Here is a 21353-nt window from a genome sequence, read left to right on the forward strand (position 1 = left end):
TGTACCGCTGCAGAGGAGTAAAAGGCGTGTCATGGCTTACGTCGAAGCGGAAGCGGTTGGCGGAGTGCAGATTCTGCGCACGCTTCGTCGAGATGACTTGACGCCCGAGTTGGATGCGGTGGTGAGGCAAGGATGGCGCATCATCGATGGGGCCTTGTTATTGTCGCGCTGGTACGACAGCTACCACGGTGACAGGTCGACCTTCTCTCAAGTAGTGGACTACGAGGTGGCCGTCAACGGCCGTGGAGTACCTGACCTCGACTTGACCGAGGGGCGGAACAAACGCGTCCCTAAGCTATTGCGACGGGGAATGGCTTTTGCCTGGCGCGCTCCTGGCAGCAATATTTTCAGGAGACTGCGTGATCGATCTTGACTGGTGACGCCTGTCTATCAGGTCGACGTGCTGAGTGGTGAGCCTTGATGGTTGGCGGAAGAGGCGGCGGCGTCGAGCGTGGGCACGACCAGCTTTTGCTGGTGGCCGCGGTGCCGGTTGAGCGCGTCGAGCACCTGGCGGACCCGCATCGGTTCCGTTGCGTCCCACAGCACGTCCATCACCGACGCTTCAAGCTCGCCCAAGCCCGGCATGGCACCTCCCCGGGCCAGGATACTTGTGGCCGGGGCGGCACTCGGCCGCCCCGGCCACCCGGGCTCAGCCCTGCGTGAGCAAGCCCCGCATCTCGGTGATCTCGGCCTGCTGGGCATCGATGATCTTCTGGGCCAGCGCCTTGGCGTCGGCGTTGGCGCCCTTGGTGAGTTCCGTCTTGGCCATGTCGATCGCGCCCTGGTGGTGCTTGATCATCATGTCCAGCCACATCTTGTCGAACTCCGCGCCCTTGGCGGCCCCGAGCTGCTTCAGGTCGGCGTCGGACATCATGCCGGGCATCGACCCGCTCATGCCCGGCATCGACTGCGAGGACATCCCCGGCATACCGGCGCCCCAAGTGGAGAGCCAGCCGTGCATCTGCTGGATCTCGGGGTCCTGGGCCTTCTCGATCCGGCTCGCGAGGTCGAGCACCTTCGGGTTGGTGCTGCGCGACGGGACGAGCTTCGCCATGTCGAGCGCCTGGCTGTGGTGCGGGATCATCTGCTGGACGAACGTGACGTCGTCGGCGTTGTGGCCCGCCTCCGCTTGGGCCGATGAAGGCGCCGGTGAAGCTGCCGACGAGCTCGAGCTCATCCCGGGCATGGAGTCGTTGCCGCCGCAGGCGCCGAGCAGGACGGCGGAGGCCAGCATGAAGCCGGCGATGATGAAGTTTTTGCGCATGACAAATCTTTCTCTGTGGGTGTGCGGGATTCGACGGTCGGGGGAAACCGCCCGATCAGGTCCGCAGAACGCACAGAGAAGTCAGGATGGTGCGGCCGTTCCCGTCCGGCGGGCGTCCCCGGCTCGGTGAGCCACGGGAGCCGGGCGCCCGGGGGAACGTCGTGGTGAACCACGAAGTGCCCAGAAGGACGGCGACGGTCAGCAGAAGGGCGCCCGCCGCGCACAAGACGGCGAGGCAGAGGTGGAGGACGTCGTGCAGGCCGCCCGGCATGCCCGGATCGTGTTCACCGGAGCCGGTTTCCGGCGGAGCGGTGGCTGCCTGCGGGCCAGGGGCCGACATGGCGTGCATCGCCGTGCCGCCGGCGGCGTTCGCCATGCCGACGTGGTGCATGGCGACGACGCCCAAGGCGAGCGCGCACAGGAGGAGAACCTGCTGCACCTTGCCGAGCCGGGTCGCCGTCACGACTTCACCGTATCAACCACGTGCAGTCCCATGGCGGCCGCGGGGGAGAGCGCGGTCGTCAGTTCTCGCGGCGGGCGTAGTCGCCGATCCCGTGGCCGGTCATGTCTCGCGCCGCCTCGAGCCAGTCGCTGAAGGCCTTGCGCCGCTGGGGTTTCGGGTGGGACCGGATGTAGGCCATCACCTCGGGGGAGGCCATGGTGCGGTAGATCATCACGAGCTGCGCGGCCGCGATGCGCGGCTGGGGTGCGTGGGGCGGCACGCCGGTTTCCGCCGCGAGTTCGGCGGCGACGGCTTGTTCGAAGCGTTCCCACATCAGCCGCATCCGCGCGTGCAGGCCCGGGCTGTCACCGACGATGCGGTGCAGGCGTTCCAGCTCGGCGACCGCCCCGGCCGGGCTGGCGGTCATGCTCGTGCTGAGCACGTCCACGACGGCGTCGAGGGGGGTGGTGCCGGTGGGACGGTCGCGGATGCCGTCGACCAGGCTGCGCAGCACCTCGTCCTCGCCTTGGAAGACCAAGTCCTCCTTGGTGGGGAAGTAGACGAACACGGTCTTGGTCGCCACGTTCACCGCGTCGGCGATCTCCGCGACGGTGACCCCGTCGAACCCGCGTTCGGCGAACATCGCCTCGGCCGCGTCGATGAGCGCTTGCCGGGTGAGCAGCTTCTTGCGCTCACGCAGGCTCAGCCGCGCGCCGTCTTCCTCGTGCCCGCCGCCCATCCGAGCATGCTAGCACGCGTCAGGCAGCCGATAACCTTCGTGCCTCTGTGTGTTATGTGATCCACGCGATTAATACACTCACTAACATTTGTTACTCGATGGCGCTACGGTGGTGAGGTAGCCGGACGAAGGGAGAACGCGGTGGTGGAGTGGAGCGGCCGGGTCGCGGTGGTGACCGGCGGGAGCAGCGGAATCGGGCTGGCCACCGCGGCCGAACTGGCGGCGGAGGGTTACGCGGTGGTCATCGTCGGCCGCGATCCCGGCAAACTCGCGGCTGCCGCGAACCGGATCGGCGGCACCGCGCCGGTGCACACCGTGGGCGCGGACGTGTCGACCGTGGCCGGGATCGAGCAAGTCGCCGCCCAGGTCGGCGCGCGGTACCAGCACGTCGACCTGCTGTTCGCCAACGCCGGCCGGTCCGACGCGCCGCCGATCCTCGACACCGGTGAGCAGGACTTCGACCTGATGATGGCCACCAACGTCAAAAGCGTGTTCTTCAGCGTCGTCAAGCTGCTGCCGCTGCTGCGCCGGGGCGGCTCGGTGGTGGTCACCGGTTCGGTCGCCGAGGCCAAGGGCCGTCCTGGCGACCCGCTGTACTCGGCCAGCAAGGCCGCGGTGCGCAGCCTCGTGCGCACGCTCGCGCTGGACGACGACGTCCTCGGGCGAGGCGTGCGGGTCAACGCGGTCACCCCCGGGTGCATCGCGACCCCGCTCACCGCGCAGGCCGACCCCACCCTCCAGGCCGCGATCGACGAGTACGTCACCGGCACCGTTCCCCTGGGGCGCTGGGGCCGCCCCGAAGACGTCGCGCACGCGGTGGTCTTCCTCGCGAGCGAGAAAGCCTCGTACCTCACCGGCTCGGAGATCGTCGTCGACGGCGGTCTCGCCCAGATCTGAACCATCCAGGACAGGAGTCCGCCATGACCGAACGCGCCACCGCGGCACAGGCCCTACGCACCGCCGACGTCGTCATCCTCGGCGGTGGCCCCGCCGGGCTCGCCGCCGCCCGGCTGCTGAACCAGCGCGGCCTGACCCCGCGCGTCCTCGAACGCGATGCCAGTCCGCACGCCCGGTCCCAGGGCGGCAGCCTCGACCTAGCCGAACAGGGCGGCCAGCTGGCTCTGCGGGAGATGGGTCTCGATCGGAAGTTCGAGGAGCTGGCCCGGCCGCTCGGGCAGCGGCTGTGCCTGATGGACCCGGACGGGACCGTCCGGCTCGACGTGGACGACTCGGCGGGCGAGTACCGGCCGGAGATCGACCGGGTGCAGCTCCGCCGGCTCCTGATCGACGCCCTGCCGCCGGAGACGATCACCTGGGGCGCCGAGGTCAGCGGTGTCACCCCGCTGAAGGGCGGCCGGCACCGGGTGAGCCTGGCCGATGGTCGCCGGCTCGACGCCGACCTCGTCATCGCCGCCGACGGCATCCGCTCGCGTGCACGTCCTCTCGTCACCGCCGAGCAACCGGCCTACAGCGGCATCACGTTCATCCACGCCGATGTGCGCGACCCCGGCCCCGGCTCGTTCGTGGCCCGGCACACCGGTGAGGGTGCTCTTCAGGCTCTCGGCGACGACAAGGCGATCCTGGCCCAGCGCGCCGCCGATCGTTCGGTGCGCGTCTACTTCGCCGTGCGCACCGCCGAAGACCCCGCCCGCGTCCAGGGCGAACGGTTCGGCGACCCCGCCTCCGTCCGGGAGCGGCTGCGCGAGACCTTCGCCGGCTGGAGCCCGGACCTGCTGGGCGTGCTCGACGAGATCGACGGCGACTTCGCCTACTGGCCGCTTTACGGCATGCCCGCGCACCAGCGGTGGCACCAGCACTCCGGGATCACCCTGCTCGGCGACGCGGCCCACGTGATGCCGCCCTTCAGTGGAGAGGGCGTGAACATGGCGCTGCTCGACGCCGTCGAACTCGTCCACGCCCTGTTCTCCCCGGCCCACGCCACCATCGACGAAGCGATCACGGTGTTCGAGCGCGGCATGCTGGACCGCATGGCCGGCGCCGTCCTCGACACCGGCGCCGCCGGCGAGCTGCTGCTGAACCCGGCTGGGACAGCGCCTCTGCTGACCCACTTCACCGCGGCAGCCGAACGGTGAGAACGCTCAGGCGGCGATCTGGTGCAGCAGCAGGACCGCGCCGATCGTGAGCATCGCGGCGCCGGAGCAGCGGGACACGATCCGGGCCCAGGACGGGCGGGCCGAGAGGATCAGCCGGGAGCCGACCGCGACGGCGGTGTAGACGATGGCGCAGCTGGTGACGAACACCAGGCCCAGCACCATGATCTGGGCCGCCAGTGGCCAAGCCGAGGACGGCGTGGTGAACTGCGGCAGCAGGGCCAGGAACAGCAGGAGCGCCTTGGGGTTCAGTCCGCTGGTGCCGGCGCCGATGGCGGCCTGGCGCATCCAGGTGCCGGCGCCGCCGTCGGCCTCGCCGACCCCGGCCGGCCGCAGCAGCGCGTTGATGCCCAGCCAGATCAGGTAGAGGCCGCCCACGGTGGTCAGCACCGTCAGCACCACCGGCGAGCTCGAGACCAGCGCACCGACGCCGGCGGCCACGACCGCCGTCAGCACGAGGTAGCCCACCAGCAAGCCGGTGATCGCCGGTACCACGGACCGCGATCGCAGGCCCGCGCCGATCACGTACGCCCAGTCCGCGCCCGGCGTGAGCACGAGAAGGATCGCCACTCCCCAGAACGCGACGACGGCACCGACTGCCATGACCTGCCTCCCGACTCCCCAGGTGCTTCCCCTGGCCAGCACAAAGGCTATTTCGAGAGGCGGGCAAAGTGCTTTCAAAGTAGCCGCTGTTGTCGGCAATCCAGCAAGGAAATCTGTGCTTTGGCGCTTGCTGAGCAGTATCCTTGCGCGCGAGGAAGCGAGCTACCGAGGAAAGATCTGCCCCGTGGACGAGACCGATCGCAAGATCCTTGCCGAGCTGCAGCGTGAAGGGAGGCTGACGGTCACCGAGCTGGCCGAGCGAGTGCGGCTCAGCGTCGCGCCTTGCCATCGGCGCCTTCGCGCCCTGGAGCGGTCCGGCACGATCGCCGGCTACCGGGCCCACCTCGACGCGAAAGCGCTCGGCCTCGGGTTCGACTGCCTGGTCTTCGTCACGATGCGCGAGTCCGACCGCGACACCATCACCGCGTTCGAGCTGGCCGTCGACGCGATCGAGCACGTGGTCCAGGCGCAACGCCTGTTCGGCGACCCGGACTACCTGCTGCGCGTCGTCGCCCGGGACCTGCCCGCGTTCCAGCGGCTCTACGACAGCCGCCTCGCCACCCTGCCCGGCGTCCAGCGCCTGACCACGACCCTGGTCATGAAGAGCGTCGTCGACGATCGCCCGCTGCCGATGTGAGAGTCAGGCGGCGCGAACTGCTTCTCATCCCCATCGGGCGAAGTCGATGAACGCGTCGGCGACCAGGGTCGGAGTAAGCGGGACCAGCAGCGCGGCCCGCCGATGGACTGGATGACCTCCTCGGTCACGCCGGACACTCGCCGGCAGTTCCAGAACTTCGCCACCGGGGTCAGCAACCGGGACACCAGCCACTCGGACACGTCGTCCCGGGCGTCCTCGGCGCGAACCACGTGGAACCCGAGGTGCGCCGCGCCCGGGGCAAGCTCGACCGGCTGCAGACCAAGCGGTTGGCCTCCGGATCACCGAGTGATGCCGGTGTGGCCCAGGGAATAGCGGCCCGGCTGCGGCCAGACGCACAGGCCGTGCGGCTCGTTCCCGACGGGGATCTTCGCCAGCAGCGTCCCGTCCTTTGTGGACAGTACGTACACCACCCGGTTGTAGCGGCCGGACAGCCAGAGCTGGGTGCCGTCGGCGGTCACGTTGCCCATGTCCGGGCTCCCGCCGCCCGGGATGCGCCAGGTCGTCACCGGTGCGCCGGTGTAGGCGTCGAGCACGCTGACGCTGCCCTCGTGGCGGTTGGTCACGTACAGCTGCTTCGCGTCCCGTGACAAGTAGAGCCCGTGCGCGCCGCCGCCGGTCGGGATGAAGCGGAGCACCTTCGTCGCCGCGCCGTCGAGGACCCAGAGGCCGTTCGCGTCGGAGTCCGCGATGTAGTAGACCGAGCCGTCCGGCGCGAGCTTGATGTCCTGCGGGCCCATGCGCGTGTTGCGGTGCGGCATGTCGATCATCCGCAGCAGGTGGTGGGAAGCGACGTCGACGACCGCGACGCGGCCGGCGAACTCGCACGTGAAGACCGCCGTGCGGCCGTCGGGGGAGAAGTCCGCGTGGTCGACGCCCGCGCACTCCGGCACCGGGGTTTCGTCGTGGGCCTGCCAGGTGTGCGGGTCGTACCAGACCAGCTTGCGCAGCCGTTCGGCCACCGAGATCGCGTACCGCCCGTCCGGGCTGAAGTACATGTTGTACGGGTCCACGACCGGGAACGCCTTGCCCGGCAGCCCGGTCTTCGGGTCGAACGGCAGCACGTGGTCGCCGCGGTCGTCGGTGGCGTAGAGCGTGCGCAGGTCCCACGAGGGCACGACGTGCTGCAGTTCCTTGCCCGCCGGGTACTTCGCGACGACGTGGAAGGTCGCCGGGTCGATGACCCAGACGTCGCCCGAGCCGCTGTGCGGCACGTAAACCAGGGGCTTGTCGGCCGCGACCGCGGGAGAGAGCATCCCGGCACCCGCCGCGGCGTCGACGTTGTGCGAGTCGGGGATGGCGGGCATCCCGGGCAACGGGTTCGGCGCCGGGGGCGGCGGGGTGGGCAGGTGCGGCACGGACGTGCCGGGGCCGCCGGACATGCCCGGCATGCCGGACATGTCCGAGCCGGTGCCCGACGAGCAGCCGGCGGCGAGGACGAGACCGAGGACCACGGCGGTCAGCCGGACGCGCATCCGCTACGCCAGCAGTTCCGACGCGGTGACCGGGGTGAGACCGCGGTCCGCCAGCGCGGTCAGGATGCCGGGGAGCGCGGCCACCGTGCCCGGGTGCCCGAGGTGCATGCTGACCACGCTGCCCGCGCGGGCCTTCGCGACCGCGGCACGGATCGCGGCCGGCCCGGGGTCCTTCCAGTCCAGGGAGTCGATGTCGTAGGACAGCACCCGGGCGTAGCCCGCCTTGCCGGCTTCGACGAGTTCCTCGGGGGTGGCGTGCTGGCCCTGGGACTGACGGAAGAAGTTCCCCGGCGAGCCGGTCAGTTCGGCGAGCTTGTCCCGGCACCGCTGGATTTCCGCGTACATCGGCTCCGGCGCGTAACCCGAGAGCGCCGGGTGGCTCCAGGTGTGGTTGCCCAGCTCGTGGCCGCCGTCGCGGACCATCCGGGCGGCGTCCGGGTGCTCGGCGAGCCAGGTGCCCACCGCCAGCACGGTGATCCGGGCGCCGTGCTGGTGCACGACGTCCAGCACCTGGCGGGTGACCTGCGGGTCACCGGCGCCGTGGAACGTCAGCGCGACCTGCGGCCGTCCCGATGAGGAGCGGACGAGCTCGGTGGCCGGCCCCTGCGGAGGCGAAGAGGGGGACGGCGGGGGTGTGGTCGACGGCGGCGGCACCGCCTGCGGCGGGGTGGAACCGACCGGAGCCGGGGTTTGCCCGGGTGCCGAGCACGCGGCCAGCGCGGCGGCGCCCAGCGTCACCCCGAACAGGCGGCGCCGGGTCAGCGGGTCGTCCACAAAACCTCCCTTACGACGTACGGCGGAACCTTGGCGCAAACCCGCTGTGAAAACGCTGAGTGGCCGCGTTCAGCGGAGCGGGGAGCAGGGTACCTGTCAGTCTGAGTCCCCTTCGTTGCTTGGCGGGGCTCGGCGACGGCGTCGGTTCAGCAGCGAGCCGGCGTCCTCGTCGCGCCCCTCCGCGCAGGGTCAGTGCCGGCTCGAGGAAGCCGTGACCTCGGCGACGAATTTTTCGGCGACGTCGCGCAGCTTCACGTTCTGCTCCTGCGACGCCTTGACGAGCAGGTCGAACGCGTCGTCGGATTGGATGCTGTGCAGGGCCATGAGGATGCCCTTGGCCTGGTCGATCACCGCGCGAGAGGTCAACGCGGTGCGCAGCTGTCCCATGGTCTCGCGGGCGGCTTGGTGCCGGAGGGTGCCGCGCAACGCGGATTCGGCGGCGGCGGTGTAGAGGTCCAGCAGCGCCGCGTCGAGCGCGCCGAAGCTGTTGCCGCCGGTGTCGTACAGGTTGAGCGAACCGTGGTACTGGTGGTCGACGAACAGCGGCGCGGACAGGTAGGCGACGACCGAGGACTCGCTCGCGGCGGCGGCGAACTCGGGCCACCGGTGTGCCACCTCGGTCACCGTGACGCGTTGGAGTTTGCCGGTGCGGGCGGCTTCCAGACAGGGCCCGCGCCCGGCGTCGTACTGTGCCTGGTCGACGTGGTGCGCGCGGTCACCGGTCGCGGTCGCTGTGTAGGGGGCGCCGTCGCGCAGCAGCGTGATGCTGGCGATCTCCGCATCCGGTACGGCGTGCATGACCTGCCGGCACACCCGCTGCAGGACCTCCAGCAGTTCCTCTTCTTCAGCGAAGGTACCGGCCAGGCGGTCCAGTGCGTCGGTGACATCGTCCACTCTTCGTGCGGCGTCCCGCTCGTACAGCAGGTTGTCTTCCATGCGGTGCTCCATCGAGGCGGGGACGGGGAGTCCCGGACAACACTAAGTGTTGCCGGGGGCCTCGGCAGGTCCAGGCGTTGATGCCGGTAGCAGCGTGGCCGTGGGTCGACCGCAATCGCGAGCGGCATCTGGCCGGGTGGCTGGCTCGGGGCGGGCCGGAGATGGTGATCACGCACGTCGATCCGCACCGGCTGGGCTGGGTGATCAGCAGCCAAAGCGAGCGCTACGTGCGCACCGGCGCATTCATCGACATGGTGGTGGGCCAGGGGCCCTTCCTGGTCGACGGGGCGGATGGCAGCTTGCACATGGTGCACGCGACCGTCGATCTCGAGACAGGTGGGTGGATCGAGGACTACCTCGAGCAGGTCCGCGGGCTTGACCGCGTCGACCCGCTGCGGTCTCGGGTCGCCGAGCTGGTCGACTCGGATCAGCGCCTCGACGCGCTCCGGCTGGTGCGGGCGTCCGCGCCTGATCTCGGCGCGCAAGGAGCCAAGCAGTACGTCGAGGCCGCTGCGGCCGGCATGCCGGTTCCCGAGGAGGTACGCGCTCGCTTACCGCGATCGCCGGTCCGGCGCCGGGTGTGGTGGCGATTGTCGGAGCCGAACCCGCAGCCGTGACCGCAGGCGCCTCGCCATCCGGACTCACGCATCACTCGTCCGTCGCCGTGGCGTCGCTCCTCCGGACGATCTCGACGAACCCCTGGTCGGCGTCGAGGCGGAGAAGATCGCCGGTGCGGATGACCTCGACCGGGTCGTGATCGAGGTCGCTGAGCGTGGGTACCCGGGTCACCACCGCGCCCAGTGCCGCCTTCGTCGTCACCACCGTGAAGATCATGCCCAGCGGTGCCGTGCCGAGCAGGCGGGTCGACTGGAAGAACCCCGACCAGCCCGATGATCCCTTCGCGCCGGGGAAGACGAGGATCTTCCCGGTGAAGCACACCCCGTGCAGTTCGTGGCGGCGCTCGATGATCGTTCCGGTGGCCGGGTCGATGCCGCCCCAGCCCGAGATCGTCTCGTGCGACACCAGCGCCTCGCCCTCGACGACGCCGGGGACGATCGTCCGGCCGCGCAGGACCGTCATCGCAGGTCACCTCGCCAGCGACCGGTGACCGCGGCGTCCACGCAGTCCTCCAGCGAACCGAACCACGCCTCGATCCCGAGGATCGCGGGCAGGTAGTGCGCCTGTTTCGCCGAGTCGGTGGCGAAGACGCGGGTGCCCGGCGGTGCGACGCGGGACATCGCCGGGCACGAGTCCGCGAGCAGCCGCCCGCCCGCCGCCTCGATCACGGCCGTGTAGCCGCTACGGTCCGCCACCGCCTTGAGGGCTCGGGGTGTCATGATCCACAGCTGCGTGCCCGAGTGCAGCCGCTTGCCGTCCAGGGCGCGGGCGGCGGCGCGGATCTGGTCGATCGACGCGTGCGGGCAGCCCAGCAGCACGAAGTCGACGTCGGTCGAGCGGCCCTGGTCGTTCAGCGTCTCGTAGACCGCACGCCGTTCCCGGAGTCCATAGTGGACAGATGCGGGCGGGCGGCCGCGGAAGGCCGCTTCGACCGTCGGCGCCTCGGGCGTGATCCCCGGCAGGTGGTACAGCTCGACCCCGCCGGAAGACGCGGCGGCCGCGCCGAAGTGCTTGAGGTCGACGAGATCGGGGCGCGGGTACGCGCCGGTGACCACCGGGCGTTCGTCCTGGACCAGCCCGCCCGCGAAGTAGCCGAGCATGCCCCAGTCCATGAAGTCGTCAACGCCCGCGTCCACTTCGACGAGGTGCGTGCCGAACCGGTTCTCCGGCAGGTGGTTGCCCCAGCACGGGATCTTCCCGGTCAGGGACGCCGCGCCGGTCGACGTCCCGCCTTCGCAGTTGGTCCGGGCGCCGAGCACGGAGTTGGCGTACACGACCGCGGAGGACTCCATCCACGCGCAGTGCTCGCCGCGGACCGGGAGGTTGCCGACCTGGTACGGCGTGCAGGTGGCGAGGATGTTCACCCCGCGCCGCCCGTAGAACGCCTCGGCGTCGCTCTGCAGCTCGACGAACTCCTTCGGGTACGGCACCACACCGACCGAGTCCGGGCCGAAACCCTGTTGCAGCTGGCAGGTCGGCACCCGCATGTCCGGGATCTCGACGACGTCGTCGCAGTCCAGGTTGAGCACCGCGAACGCCTTGTTCCAGCCGCCTTCGGCCACCAGCTTCGCCTTCACCGGGGACGGCTGGGTGCTCGTCCCGGCGACGTTGCGGGTGTCGCACAGGTGTTCCGCGCCCAGCGCCTCGCCGTAGCGGATGAGCAGGTCCATGGCCGCTGCCACGGCCGGCCCGTCGGTGCCGTCGCGCATCGCCTTCTCGTCGTCGGTGAGGATCACCGCGCGACCTCCCGCGCGGAGACCGCCGGGACCGGATCGGCGACGTCGTTGGTCTCCGGGCCCCGGCGCACGGCCTCGAACATCAGCAGGCCGCCGAAGACGATCAGCGCGATCGGCGTGAACTCGTACGGCATGATCGAGCTGAGCGCGAGCAGCCAGAACGTGTAGAGCCCGGGCAGGATCAGCCCGAACATGTAGCCGATGCCGTACCCGCTCGCCCGCACGGACGCCGGGAACCGCTCGTTGAGGTACACGAGGATGACGCCCAGCGGCGCGGACGGCAGGACCTTCGCCACCACGGCGATCAGCCCGATCAGCCACGCGGGCGCCCCGGCCCGGCCGGCCACCGCGAGCACCGCGAACGCGCCGCCCACGACGAACGTGAGCACGAGGGCCCAGCGCATCAGCAGCGTCCGCCTGCCGATCCGCTGGCCGACCGCGGCGAGCACCATGATCAGCACGATCGTGAGGACCGAGCTGATGATCTCGACGGTCGAGGACAGCCGCGGGCTCTGGTCCAGCACCTGCACCAGCAGCGTCGGCAGGAACGACACCGACATCTGGGTGGCGAACCAGTACCCGCAGGTGAACAGGAAGACGCTGAAGAACAGCGCGCGGTGCGTGGTGAACAGCTCCGCCACCGGCTGCCGGCCCGTGCGGCGCCGCCGGAACACCGAGTCGTCCTCCTTCACGCCGCGGTAGTGCCACAGGTAGACCAGGCCGAGCACGAACCCGAGGAAGAACGGGATCCGCCAGCCCCAGGCCAGGAAACCGCCGTGCGGCAGCACGTCGAGCAGGCCGAGCAGGAGCAGGTTGATCACCAGGAACGAGCCGGGCGCGCCGACGCCGATGAGGCCGCCGACCCGGCCGCGCCGCGCGGGCTTCGCCTGTTCCAGCGCGAGCGGCATCGGGGCGGCGTAGCCCCCGGCGAGGAAGATCCCGCCGATCAGCCGCAGCACGGCGAACACGGCGATCGCGCCGTAGTTCCACGCCGCGTAGCCCGGCAGCAGCCCGATGAGCAGGGTGACGATCGTGAAGCCCCAGCCGCTGATCATGGTGACGGGCTTGCGCCCGATCCGGTCGGACAGGTTGCCGAAGATGACGCTGCCGATCGGCCGCGCGAGCAGCCCGACCGTGAACAGCAGCGTGGTGAACGTCGCGCGGATCGTCGGCGAGAGGTTCGCCGGCATGAAGTACGCCATGGCGGCCGGCAGCACGAGTGCCGGGAGGTACACGTCGAAGCTGTCGACGAACATCGAGAACGCGCCGCCGCGGGCGGAGCGCCGTTCGTCTGCTTCGGTGATGACGGTGGACGGGGGGACTTCGGGCAGCGCCATTGCGGCCTCCTGATCGTGGGGGAGCGCTAGGGACGGAGCACGGCTCCTCGGCCGAGGGGGCGCACGGTGCGCCGGTAGACCGACAGCCAGCCGGTTTCGTGGTGGTCCGCAACGGGTTCCGGGTCCCGCGCGGCGAGCTCGCCGGGGTCGACGTGCAGGTCGCACACCCGCCCGGGCAGGTCGATGTGGACGGTGTCGCCGTCGCGGACGAGGGACAGGGGACCGCCGTCGGCGGCTTCGGGGCGGACCTCGCCGACGACGATGCCGCGGTTGACGAGCCCGGACAGCTGCCCGTCGGTGACCACCGCGACCCGGCCGGTGAGCCCGGCGCGGTCGAGGGCGAAGACGATCTGCGACGCCATCCCCATGCCGGGCCGTCCGCGCGGCCCGAGCCCGCGCACGACCACGACGTCGCCCGCGGTGATGCTCCCGTCCGCCAGGGCGGCGACCGCGGCCTCCTGGCTCCCGAAGCAGCGGGCCGGGCCGGTGAACGCGGCCGGGCGCTCGTCGCCGACCGCGAGCTTGACGATGCCGCCGTCGGGCGTCAGCGAGCCGCGCAGGACCACGATCAACGGCTCGGTCGCGAACGGCCGCCCGGCCGGTCGGATGACCTCGGGATCCGTGACGACGGCCGGGGAAAGGTTGTCGCCCACGGTGGAGCCGCTGACCGTCATCGGCGCCGGGTCGACCAGGTCGCCGAGCTGTTTCAGCACCGCCCGCGCGCCGCCCGCGGCCTCGAACTGCTCGATGAGGTGCGGCCCGTTCGGCCGGACCGCCGACACGACCGGCGTGTCCCGGCCGAGCTCGGCGTAGAGGCCGAGGACGTCGATGTCCACATCGGACTCTTCGGCCACCGCCTGGAGGTGCTTCACGGTGTTGATCGAGGCGCCCACCGCCAGGGCGACGCGGACGGCGTTGCGGAACGCGGCGGCCGTCATGATCCGGCGCGGGCGCAGGTCCTCCGCCACCATCTCCACGATCCGCGCCGCGGCGGCGTCGGCGGCGGCCCACATCGCCGGCGAGTTCGCCGCGACGGGGGTGGTGCCCGGCAAGGCCATGCCGAGTGCTTCGGCGACGACGTGCATCGAGTTGGCCGTGCCCATGCCCGGGCACACGCCGGGGCCGCCGACGGCGCTGTCGCTCATCTCGGCCAGTTCGTCCACAGTGGACGTGCCGCAGGCGTGGAGGAAGACGTCCTCGATGTCGCAGTGGCCGCCGCGGAAGCAGCCGCTGGGCTGGTAGCCGCAGGCGACGAGCAGCGTCGGGAGGTTCAGCCGCCCGGCGGCCATCAGCTGGGCCGGCGCGGTCTTGTCGCAGCTGGCCAGGCACACCATGCCGTCCAGCTGCGCGCCCTCGACGCCGACCTCGATGTCGTTCACGATGAGGTCGCGCGCCGAGAGGATGTACCCGCCGCCGTGCCCGGCCGAGTGGATGAAGTCGCTCGGCGCGGTCGTGCGCACCTCGAACGCCAGCCCGCCGGCGGCGGCGATCCCCTGCTTGACCCGGGCCGCGATCGCGTCGAGGTGGCTGAAGCAGATCGCCAGGTCCGACGAGGAGTTGACGACGGCGATCTTCGGCTTGCGGAGGTCTTCGTCGGTGAGCCCGAGTGCCCGCCACTGGGCGCGCCGGGTGGCCCAGCGGACCGTGCCGGGCGGGAAGTCGCTGCGGACCATCGCTCTGCCTCCGTTCAGGACTCGAGGTTGCGGACGAGGCGGGCGGCGAGCTCGCCGTGGTCGACGTCGTGCACGCTGTCCTTCCCCGCCAGGTCCAGCGCGTGCGCGGTCGCCATGCCCATCGCCCCGCACGGGCCCATCACGCGCACGCTCGACAGCGCGGCCGCGTCGCCGTCGATACACCGGCCGGCGACCAGGACGTTGTGGACGTCCGGGGGTGTCATCGAGCGCAGCGGGACGTAGTGCACGTGCCCGGGCCCGAACGTCTCCCACACGTAGCCTTCGGGGCTGTCGTGCAGTTCCACCGGCCAGGCGGTCCGCGCGACGGCGTCGGGGAAGCGGGTGCCGGCCCGGACCTCGTCGATGGTCAGCTGGTGTACCCCCTGCGCCCAGCGGGTCTGCCGCCGGCCGGGCAGCCCGTAGGCCCGGACGCGGGCGCGGCCGAACGCCTCGGGGAACTCCGCGCGCAGGAACGCCACCACCCGGTCGGCCTGGGCCTTCCCTTCGAGCTGGGCCGCGGCCGCGGCGATCGGCTCGAGCGGGGCCTCGATGTGCGTCATGTTGAGCACCGCGGTGCCCCGGCCGGGGAAGTGGAAGGCGAGGCCGTCGTGCCGGCGCAGGCCGTACTGGGCGGCTTTCGCGCCGACGCGCTCGGCCAGCTCGTCCGGCTCGGGCGCGGCCTCCTCGGCGACGTGCTCGACGACGAGCTGCTGCGAGCCGTAGATCTCGCGCTCCGGCAGGCGGCACGGCAGGCCCGCTTCCCAGATCAGGGAAGCGTCCCCGCTCGCGTCGACGAATCCCGTGGCGTCGACGTCCACGGGGCCGTAGCGGGTGGCGAAGGTGACCGACTCGATGCGCTCGCCGCCGCGCACGACGCCGGTGATCGCCGCGCCGGTGATCACCCGGATGCCGTGCTCCCGCACGGTGTCCTCGACCCACCGGCCGAGCACCACTTCGTCGTAGCCGACGGTGAGCGTGTGCCGCCGCTGCTGGAACAGGTCACCCGTGGCGCCCAGGTCGCGGAAGATGTCGTCGAAGATCCCGTGCGTCAGCTGGTGGTAGTCCGGTGCGTTGCCGAAGACCCCGCAGAACAATCCGATCAGGGAGTTGACCATCTGGCCGCCGAGCACCGGCAGCGCGTCGACGAGCACGACGTCGCGGCCGAGCCGGGCGGACTCGATGGCCGCGGACAATCCGGCAATGCCGGCGCCGACTACGCAGACGTCGGCGGAGACCTGGTGGGCGGCGGAACCGGCGGCCTTGCGGACGGTGTGGACCTTCAGCTCGGTGAGGGGGTGCGGCATGGCTCACACGCTAGGTCGGGCTGCCGGGCCCCCGGAAATAGAGAATCGCGCTGCGGGAGTATCAGCGTGGGTTATAGCTGCCGCGCGAGGTCGGTCAGCACGGTCCGGAGCCAGTGGTGGGCCGGGTCGCCGTCGTGGCCGGCGTGCCACCAGAACCGTTCGACGATCGGTTCCGGATCACCGGGACAGGGGAGGATCCGCAGGCCGAGCCGGTCGGCGACGCGCGTCGCGAGGCGTTCCTGCAGCAGCGCGACGCGGTCGGTGCCCGCGACGAAGTGGGGCACGGCCTGGTAGCTCTCGACGCGGACCCGGATGCGCGGCTGGATGCCGAAGAGCGCGAGCTGGCGGCCCATCGGCGCGGCGGGCGGGAACCCGCGGTCCGGCTGGAACGGCGCGACCCACGGCAGCGCGGCGAGCTGCTGGAGGCTGAGCTCGTCACCCCGCACCGACGCGTTCGCCGCGTCGACGACGCAGACCCAGCGGTCGGTGAACAACGCGACCGACCGCACGTCGGGCAGCTCGAACCGGCTGACCGGGGGAGCGACCATCCCGTCGATCAGCCGGATCGTGTCGGCGATGTCGCTGGCGAACGCCTCCCGGACCAGCCGGACGTGCAGCCGGACGTCCGGCGCCCGCGCCGCGAGCAGCGCGGACAGCCGTGAACCCAGGACCTCGATCGTGTAGTCCGCCATGACCAGCGTGAACTCGCGGGAGGAGGCGCCGGGGTCGAAGTCGTGACCGGTGCCGAAGAGCCGTTCCGCGCCGGCGCACACCGCCTCGACCTGGTCGGCCAGCTGCGTGGCCAGCGCGGACAGCACGTAGCCGTTCCCGGACCGCACGAGCAGCTCGTCGCCGAAGTGCCGCCGCAACCGGGCGAGCGCGGCGCTCGCCGCGGGCTGCGAGACCCCGAGCCGGGCCGCCGCGCGGGTGACGTTCCGCTCGCCGAGCAGCTCCCGCAGGACCACCAGCAGGTTGAGGTCCAGGTTCGCCAGGTGCACCGCCGAATGCCTCGCCACGGTGGAACTATAAATCAGGCTGACACCTGTTTCGGCCTGGTGCCGGTGGTCAGGTGACGCGGGCGCCGGTCGTCGTGGTGAAGCGCAGCTCGACCCGGGTCGGCAGCGCCTCCAGGTCGAGGGCCTGGCACAGCCGGGGCACGCCTTCGCCCCGGATGCGGTCGCGGATCCCGGTGGGGTCGCCGTCGTGCTCGAGCGACACCGTTGCCAGCAGGACCGGGTGGTCGCGGGGGCCGGTGAGGGACGCGGTCGCCGTGCGGACGCCGGCGTAGCCGCGCAGTTCCTCGGTGAAGGGAGCGACGGCCGCGGTGGTGGCCAGCTCGGTGCTCCCGGCGCCGGGGTCGGCTTCGAAGCGCCAGGTGCGGCTGCCCGGTTTGCGGACCAGCTGCGCGGCCAGCCACCGCAACGCGGTCAGCGCGACGACGATCCCCGCAGCCGCGGTCACGTACAGCGCCCACGTGGGCGGCAGCGCGGTGCCCGGGACGACCGGCCGGTCGGCGCCCAGGGCCGGCAGCCGGCGGAAGCGGATCGCCGCCGGGATCGCGCCGGCGGCGAGCAGCAGCAGCCCGAAGATCGCGAGCAGAGTGCGGTTGAGTCCGGCGGGACGGTTCACGACGTGCTCCTCGATGCGCGAAGGCGGACTTTGACCTCGGGACGGCGGGCGGGGTCGATCCGGTCCAGCCGCGCGGCGACCGCGGCGCGGACCGAGTCGGCGATCCCGTCGGGGGCGGTGCGCCGGGTCCGCACCCGTACCCGCACGCTGCGCCGCCGCAGCTTCAGCCGCGCTTTCTCCACCCCGTCGACTCGCGCCGCGGCCGCCCGCAGAGCGGTGCCGAAGCCGCGGCGGGAGACGCCGGTGTCCGGCTCACCGCGGAGCGGGATCACCGTGGGCCTGCCGGGCAGCACCGCCGCCGTCAGCAGAACCAGGCCGAGGACGGCGACGACCGCGCCGGCGATGACGACGGGCAGGTCGGCCCAGCGGAAGTCGTGCAGCCGCCGGGCGATGGCGCCGTAGTCCAGCCACGGGCGCTCGCCGAGGATCATTTGGATGGCCACGATCGCGGCGAGCGCGCCGGCCGCGGCCAGCACCAGCGCGGTCAGCGTGGCCGGGACGCTCCGGCGGGGACGGCGTTTCACGAGACCCTCCTCGACGACCGGGCCGGCGCGTGCAGCGCGGCGACGGTGATGTCCACCCGCTCGACGTCGAGCCCGGTCAGCTCACCCACCCGCTCGCGCAGGCGGGCCCGGGCCAGTTCGGTGGTGCGGCGCACCGAGGCCGGGTAGGTGATCGAGAGCCGGGCGGCCAGCCGCACCCGGTCGCCGTCGACCTCGGCGGTCACCTGCACCGGGCGAGCGGCGTCTTCGCCGCCGAGGGCGACCCCCAGGACGCGCCCGGCGGCGCCGCCGACCTCGGTGACTTCCCGCGCGGCGTGCGCGGCGATCCGTTCGACCGCGTGGCCGGCGATGACCAGCCGGCCCCGCTCTTCGGCGGGTGCTGTGGTGGTCATGGCTCAGCCCCGGTCCCGGCCGAACAGGCGGGCGAGGTCGATCTCGCCGTCGAGGTGGCGGCCGATCAGGAACCCGATCGCGCCGAGCACGAGGACGGCCAGGAACGCGCCGAAGCCGCCGAACGCGAGGGCGAGGCCGAGGACGAGTCCGGTCAGCAGACCGGTCCGGGTGGCATTCATGGAAACCTCCGTCAAGGGGTGGTGGACGCGGCGAGATCGCCGATGAACACGTGCACGGGCCGGTCGAGCGGGCCGACCGCGGCGCGGACCGCGGCCGCCGCGTCGGTGGCGGTGGCCGGGTGGCGGAGCACGACGCCGATGGTCACTTCGCCGTCGGCGACGCGGACCCCGGCCACGCGCCGCCCGGGCAGCAACGTCGCGATCTCCCCGACCCGGCCGCCGTGCGGGCCCGCCACTTCCGGCAGGCCCGCCACCGCGGCGGCGATCACGACCGCGTCCGGGGTCACTGCACCCGGCCGGTGTCGGCGGTCTTGTCGTCGCCGTCGTCGCCGGGCAGGTAGAGGTCACCGACGGCGATGTTGACCTCGACGACCTCCAGGCCGGTCGTCCGCTCGACCGCGGTGATCACGTTGCGCCGCACCGATCGTGCGAGATCGGCGATGGACACGCCGTATTCGACGACGACCTGGAGGTCGACCGCGGCCTGCTTCTCGCCCACCTCGACCGAGACGCCCTGGCCCGCCGAGGCGGTCGCGCCGGGGATGCGTTCGCGGATCGCGGAGAAGGCGCGGGCGGCGCCGCCGCCGAGGGAGTGGACGCCGGGCACTTCGCGGGTGGCCAGGCCGGCGATCTTCTGCACCACCGTGTCCGCGATCGTCGTCGTGCCCTGGCTGGTCACCAGCGCGCCGGTCGTCTCCTTCGCCGCCGGGGGAGCGGGGGTCTTCGTGGTCGTCTCGGTCATGGTGTTCCTCCTTGGTCAGGTGAACCGCTGTGCCGGGAAGACCCGGGGCGCGCCGGAATCGTCACGACCCCGTTCGTGTGAACAGGGTCACGCTGCCGGGGAAGTGACGAACCGCGCGCCCGGGTGTCTTGATGATCAGGTCCGTCCACAGGGGACGGTGCCCGACGCGGAAGGAGCGGCTCATGTCGCTGGGCGACAAGATCGGGAACAAGGCCGAAGACCTCGGGGGCAAGGCCAAGGAAACGGCGGGCAAGGCCACCGGGAACGACGAGCTGCGCGCCGAAGGCCAAGCAGATCAGGCGAAAGCCGGTGTCAAGGACGCGGTCGAGAACATCAAGGACGCCGTCGGCGACGCCGTCGGCAAGGTCAAGGGTGCGCTGAAGAAGGACTAGGCCGCACCCGCGGGACCGGTGGCCGGCGCGTGCCGGTCACCGCCCGCGTGCCGACTGTCCCTTCAGGACGGTCGCCGGCCGCTGGGTCACTCTTCGGCCGCGCGGGCGATCGAGCGGGCGAGCCACCCGAACACCAGGTCGTGCGCCGGCTTCTGGAGGTGCCAGTAGGCGTCGCCCAAGCGGCCGGCCGGGGTGAAGCGCACGCGCTGCCGCAGCAGGCTGCCGGTGCCGGCCGGTTCCGCGCGCAAGGTCAGCTCGGCGTCGCCCGGCAGGCGCATGTCGGCGGTCAGCACGAGCTCACGCCGGGCGTCGTCCCGGTGCCGGACCGTCCAGAAGTCGATGACGTCCCCGGTTGCCGGTCGGTCCGGGCGCCCGCGGTACAGCCCCGCGCCGCCGAGCGCCTGGTCGAGCAGGCCGCGCAAAGCCCAGGCGGGTGCGGGTGGGAACCGGCCGCCGCCGAGCCTGGTGATCGCCCGCCACAGCCGCTCGGGGGCGGCCGCCGAGCTTTCGGCGTTCTCCTGCCGGTACGAACGTCCTCCCGGAGCCGCCGGGATGGGGACACCGAGGGCCGTCCGCAAGGCGTTGTCGAGGCTGGTCGCCCCGGCGGCCGGGGGTGGCAGGACGGTTTCCACCGGGACGTCCACCGGCAGCAGGTCGTGCTCGAGCGAGGCGAACAGGCCGGCCGCGACGGCGGTGGGAACGGGCGACGTCGCCCCGGCGATCCGGGCGGCGACCTCGTGCGACCACACCGGCGAAGGCAGCGCGAGGGCGGCGGGCCGGCGCAGGACGCGGGCGCACCGGCGCACCAGGTCGTGGTAGCTGATCGTCTCCGGCCCGCTGACGTCGAACCGGCCCCGCAGCGGCGCGAGATCGGCGGCCGCTCGCAGGTAGTGCCGGACGTCGGCGAGGGCGACCGGACGGCTCCGCCGGGCGGTCCACCGCGGCCGCGGCCGGATCGGCAGCCGGGCCGTCCGGGACAGCAGTTCGACTCCGGCCGATCCCCGGCCGAGGATCATCGACGCCTGGAGCGCGATCGCCGGGACTTCGCCGCCGAGCAGGATGTCGGCCACTTCGGACCGCGAGGCCAGGTGCGGCGACGTCGGCGTCACCGGCCGCGGGCCGCCGAGGTAGACGATCTGCCGGACCCCCGCCGCCGCGGCCGCGGCGGCGAGGCGTTCGGCGATGACGCGGTCCTGCTCGGCGAAGTCGGCTCGCGCCAGCGAGTGCACGAGGTGGAACACCACATCCGCGCCGGCGACCGCGGCCGCGAGCGCACGCGGGTCCTCGGCGTTCCCGACTGTCACGTCGACGCCTTCGAGGAAGTGGTGCGCCGCCGAGCGGGAAAGGACGCGGACGGGGTGCCCGGCGGCGACGAGGTCCGCGACAAGCGCCCGGCCGGCGAAACCGGTCGCGCCCAGCACCGCGCAGCGCGGGACGCGGGTCGTCATCGTGTTCCCTCGCGCGGGAGCGGGTTCGCCGGCGCGGCGGCGACGAGCGCCCGGCCGGCGAAACCGGTCGCGCCCAGTACCGTGCGGCGCGGCAGGTGGGTCGTCATTGTGGTCCCTCGCTCGGGAGTGGGTTCGCCGGCGCGGCGGCGGTGTGTTGGTAGATGGCGGCGAAGCCGGTCGCGCCCAGTACCGTGCGGCGCGGCAGGTGGGTCGTCATCGTGGTCCCTCGCTCGGGAGTGGGTTCGCCGGTGCGCCGGCGGTGTGTTGGTAGACGGCGGCGAAGCCGGTCGCGCCCAGTACCGTGCAGCGCGGTGGGCGGGTCGTCATCGTGGTCCCTCGCTCGGGAGTGGGTTCGCCGGTGCGCCGGCGGTGTGTTGGTAGACGGCGGCGAAGCCGGTCG

The 21353-nt window shown here is 72.0% G+C and carries 27 protein-coding genes; 6 read left to right on the forward strand and 21 right to left on the reverse strand.

The window, feature by feature from the left end; genetic code table 11:
• Nucleotides 1-31 precede the first annotated feature (31 nt).
• Nucleotides 32-373, forward strand: coding sequence for a hypothetical protein (locus tag ACIRSS_RS05950; RefSeq protein WP_400891074.1), 342 nt, complete (start codon nt 32-34; stop codon nt 371-373).
• 17 nt (nt 374-390) lie between these two features.
• On the opposite strand, the gene ACIRSS_RS05955 is transcribed toward ACIRSS_RS05950, so the two are convergent.
• From ACIRSS_RS05955 to ACIRSS_RS05970, 4 genes are all read right to left on the reverse strand, one after another.
• The gene (locus ACIRSS_RS05955; RefSeq protein ID WP_400891077.1) at nt 391-585 is read right to left on the reverse strand and encodes a BlaI/MecI/CopY family transcriptional regulator; all 195 of its coding nucleotides are present in this window, start codon (nt 583-585) and stop codon (nt 391-393) included.
• A gap of 64 nt (nt 586-649) precedes the next feature.
• Nucleotides 650-1264: a DUF305 domain-containing protein gene (locus tag ACIRSS_RS05960; RefSeq protein ID WP_400891080.1), complete on the reverse strand. Its 615-nt coding sequence runs from the start codon at nt 1262-1264 to the stop codon at nt 650-652.
• 55 nt (nt 1265-1319) lie between these two features.
• A complete protein-coding gene (locus tag ACIRSS_RS05965; RefSeq protein ID WP_400891083.1) occupies nt 1320-1727 on the reverse strand; it encodes a DUF6153 family protein in 408 nt (135 codons plus the stop codon).
• Nucleotides 1728-1785: 58 nt separating this feature from the next.
• Nucleotides 1786-2445, reverse strand: a complete 660-nt coding sequence (locus ACIRSS_RS05970) for a TetR family transcriptional regulator (RefSeq protein WP_400891086.1) — start codon at nt 2443-2445, stop codon at nt 1786-1788.
• A 141-nt stretch (nt 2446-2586) separates the two neighbouring features.
• On the opposite strand from ACIRSS_RS05970, the gene ACIRSS_RS05975 reads away from it, so the two are divergent.
• A complete protein-coding gene (locus tag ACIRSS_RS05975; RefSeq protein WP_400891088.1) occupies nt 2587-3342 on the forward strand; it encodes an SDR family NAD(P)-dependent oxidoreductase in 756 nt (251 codons plus the stop codon).
• 23 nt (nt 3343-3365) lie between these two features.
• Nucleotides 3366-4538 (forward strand): FAD-dependent oxidoreductase, encoded by a 1173-nt coding sequence (locus ACIRSS_RS05980; RefSeq protein ID WP_400891090.1) that lies wholly within the window; start codon nt 3366-3368, stop codon nt 4536-4538.
• Between the two features lie 6 nt (nt 4539-4544).
• Here the strand turns inward: ACIRSS_RS05980 and ACIRSS_RS05985 are convergent, their stop codons facing one another.
• The gene (locus ACIRSS_RS05985; protein ID WP_400891093.1) at nt 4545-5159 is read right to left on the reverse strand and encodes a LysE family translocator; all 615 of its coding nucleotides are present in this window, start codon (nt 5157-5159) and stop codon (nt 4545-4547) included.
• A 184-nt stretch (nt 5160-5343) separates the two neighbouring features.
• On the opposite strand from ACIRSS_RS05985, the gene ACIRSS_RS05990 reads away from it, so the two are divergent.
• Entirely contained in the window at nt 5344-5796 is a 453-nt protein-coding gene (locus tag ACIRSS_RS05990) for an Lrp/AsnC family transcriptional regulator (RefSeq protein WP_400891095.1), read from the forward strand.
• A 299-nt stretch (nt 5797-6095) separates the two neighbouring features.
• Here ACIRSS_RS05990 and ACIRSS_RS05995 read toward each other — a convergent pair whose 3' ends face one another.
• The 3 genes from ACIRSS_RS05995 to ACIRSS_RS06005 all read right to left on the reverse strand — a co-directional run bounded on the left by ACIRSS_RS05995 (nt 6096) and on the right by ACIRSS_RS06005 (nt 8999).
• Nucleotides 6096-7289, reverse strand: a complete 1194-nt coding sequence (locus tag ACIRSS_RS05995) for a beta-propeller fold lactonase family protein (RefSeq protein ID WP_400891097.1) — start codon at nt 7287-7289, stop codon at nt 6096-6098.
• A 3-nt stretch (nt 7290-7292) separates the two neighbouring features.
• Nucleotides 7293-8063 carry a polysaccharide deacetylase family protein gene (locus ACIRSS_RS06000; protein ID WP_400891099.1) on the reverse strand — a complete coding sequence of 257 codons (771 nt, stop codon included), beginning with the start codon at nt 8061-8063 and terminating at the stop codon, nt 7293-7295.
• A 189-nt stretch (nt 8064-8252) separates the two neighbouring features.
• The gene (locus tag ACIRSS_RS06005) at nt 8253-8999 is read right to left on the reverse strand and encodes an ANTAR domain-containing protein (protein WP_400891101.1); all 747 of its coding nucleotides are present in this window, start codon (nt 8997-8999) and stop codon (nt 8253-8255) included.
• Between the two features lie 161 nt (nt 9000-9160).
• Between ACIRSS_RS06005 and ACIRSS_RS06010 the strand changes: the two genes are divergently transcribed.
• Nucleotides 9161-9616 (forward strand): YrhB domain-containing protein, encoded by a 456-nt coding sequence (locus ACIRSS_RS06010; RefSeq protein WP_400891103.1) that lies wholly within the window; start codon nt 9161-9163, stop codon nt 9614-9616.
• A 31-nt stretch (nt 9617-9647) separates the two neighbouring features.
• Here the strand turns inward: ACIRSS_RS06010 and ACIRSS_RS06015 are convergent, their stop codons facing one another.
• The 12 genes from ACIRSS_RS06015 to ACIRSS_RS06070 form a co-directional block, all read right to left on the reverse strand.
• Nucleotides 9648-10079, reverse strand: coding sequence for an aconitase X swivel domain-containing protein (locus ACIRSS_RS06015; RefSeq protein ID WP_400891106.1), 432 nt, complete (start codon nt 10077-10079; stop codon nt 9648-9650).
• Nucleotides 10076-11353: an aconitase X gene (locus tag ACIRSS_RS06020; RefSeq protein WP_400891108.1), complete on the reverse strand. Its 1278-nt coding sequence runs from the start codon at nt 11351-11353 to the stop codon at nt 10076-10078. Before ACIRSS_RS06020 ends, ACIRSS_RS06015 begins: the two co-directional genes overlap by 4 nt.
• The gene (locus tag ACIRSS_RS06025) at nt 11350-12690 is read right to left on the reverse strand and encodes an MFS transporter (protein ID WP_400891111.1); all 1341 of its coding nucleotides are present in this window, start codon (nt 12688-12690) and stop codon (nt 11350-11352) included. Before ACIRSS_RS06025 ends, ACIRSS_RS06020 begins: the two co-directional genes overlap by 4 nt.
• Before the next feature lie 26 nt (nt 12691-12716).
• Nucleotides 12717-14363 carry a dihydroxy-acid dehydratase gene (locus ACIRSS_RS06030; RefSeq protein WP_400891113.1) on the reverse strand — a complete coding sequence of 549 codons (1647 nt, stop codon included), beginning with the start codon at nt 14361-14363 and terminating at the stop codon, nt 12717-12719.
• A 14-nt stretch (nt 14364-14377) separates the two neighbouring features.
• Nucleotides 14378-15667 carry an FAD-dependent oxidoreductase gene (locus tag ACIRSS_RS06035; protein ID WP_400891114.1) on the reverse strand — a complete coding sequence of 430 codons (1290 nt, stop codon included), beginning with the start codon at nt 15665-15667 and terminating at the stop codon, nt 14378-14380.
• A 71-nt stretch (nt 15668-15738) separates the two neighbouring features.
• A complete protein-coding gene (locus ACIRSS_RS06040; RefSeq protein ID WP_400891116.1) occupies nt 15739-16683 on the reverse strand; it encodes a LysR family transcriptional regulator in 945 nt (314 codons plus the stop codon).
• Between the two features lie 49 nt (nt 16684-16732).
• Entirely contained in the window at nt 16733-17296 is a 564-nt protein-coding gene (locus ACIRSS_RS06045; RefSeq protein ID WP_400891118.1) for an alkaline shock response membrane anchor protein AmaP, read from the reverse strand.
• Nucleotides 17293-17820, reverse strand: coding sequence for a DUF6286 domain-containing protein (locus ACIRSS_RS06050; protein ID WP_400891121.1), 528 nt, complete (start codon nt 17818-17820; stop codon nt 17293-17295). The genes ACIRSS_RS06045 and ACIRSS_RS06050 overlap by 4 nt, the downstream gene beginning before the upstream one ends.
• Complete coding sequence (locus ACIRSS_RS06055; RefSeq protein ID WP_400891123.1) at nt 17817-18191, reverse strand: Asp23/Gls24 family envelope stress response protein; 375 nt, start codon at nt 18189-18191, stop codon at nt 17817-17819. Before ACIRSS_RS06055 ends, ACIRSS_RS06050 begins: the two co-directional genes overlap by 4 nt.
• A 3-nt stretch (nt 18192-18194) precedes the next feature.
• Complete coding sequence (locus ACIRSS_RS06060) at nt 18195-18371, reverse strand: hypothetical protein (protein ID WP_400891125.1); 177 nt, start codon at nt 18369-18371, stop codon at nt 18195-18197.
• 11 nt (nt 18372-18382) lie between these two features.
• Nucleotides 18383-18658, reverse strand: a complete 276-nt coding sequence (locus ACIRSS_RS06065) for a hypothetical protein (protein ID WP_400891127.1) — start codon at nt 18656-18658, stop codon at nt 18383-18385.
• The gene (locus tag ACIRSS_RS06070) at nt 18655-19113 is read right to left on the reverse strand and encodes an Asp23/Gls24 family envelope stress response protein (protein WP_400891129.1); all 459 of its coding nucleotides are present in this window, start codon (nt 19111-19113) and stop codon (nt 18655-18657) included. Before ACIRSS_RS06070 ends, ACIRSS_RS06065 begins: the two co-directional genes overlap by 4 nt.
• 182 nt (nt 19114-19295) lie before the next feature.
• Here ACIRSS_RS06070 and ACIRSS_RS06075 point away from each other — a divergent pair, with 182 nt between their 5' ends.
• Nucleotides 19296-19505: a CsbD family protein gene (locus tag ACIRSS_RS06075; protein ID WP_400891133.1), complete on the forward strand. Its 210-nt coding sequence runs from the start codon at nt 19296-19298 to the stop codon at nt 19503-19505.
• Between the two features lie 86 nt (nt 19506-19591).
• Here ACIRSS_RS06075 and ACIRSS_RS06080 read toward each other — a convergent pair whose 3' ends face one another.
• Nucleotides 19592-20953, reverse strand: a complete 1362-nt coding sequence (locus tag ACIRSS_RS06080; RefSeq protein WP_400891136.1) for a DUF2867 domain-containing protein — start codon at nt 20951-20953, stop codon at nt 19592-19594.
• Between the last annotated feature and the right edge of the window lie 400 nt (nt 20954-21353).

It is taken from the genome of Amycolatopsis sp. NPDC101161 (assembly GCF_044768185.1).
In the GTDB taxonomy this organism is placed as follows: domain Bacteria; phylum Actinomycetota; class Actinomycetes; order Mycobacteriales; family Pseudonocardiaceae; genus Amycolatopsis.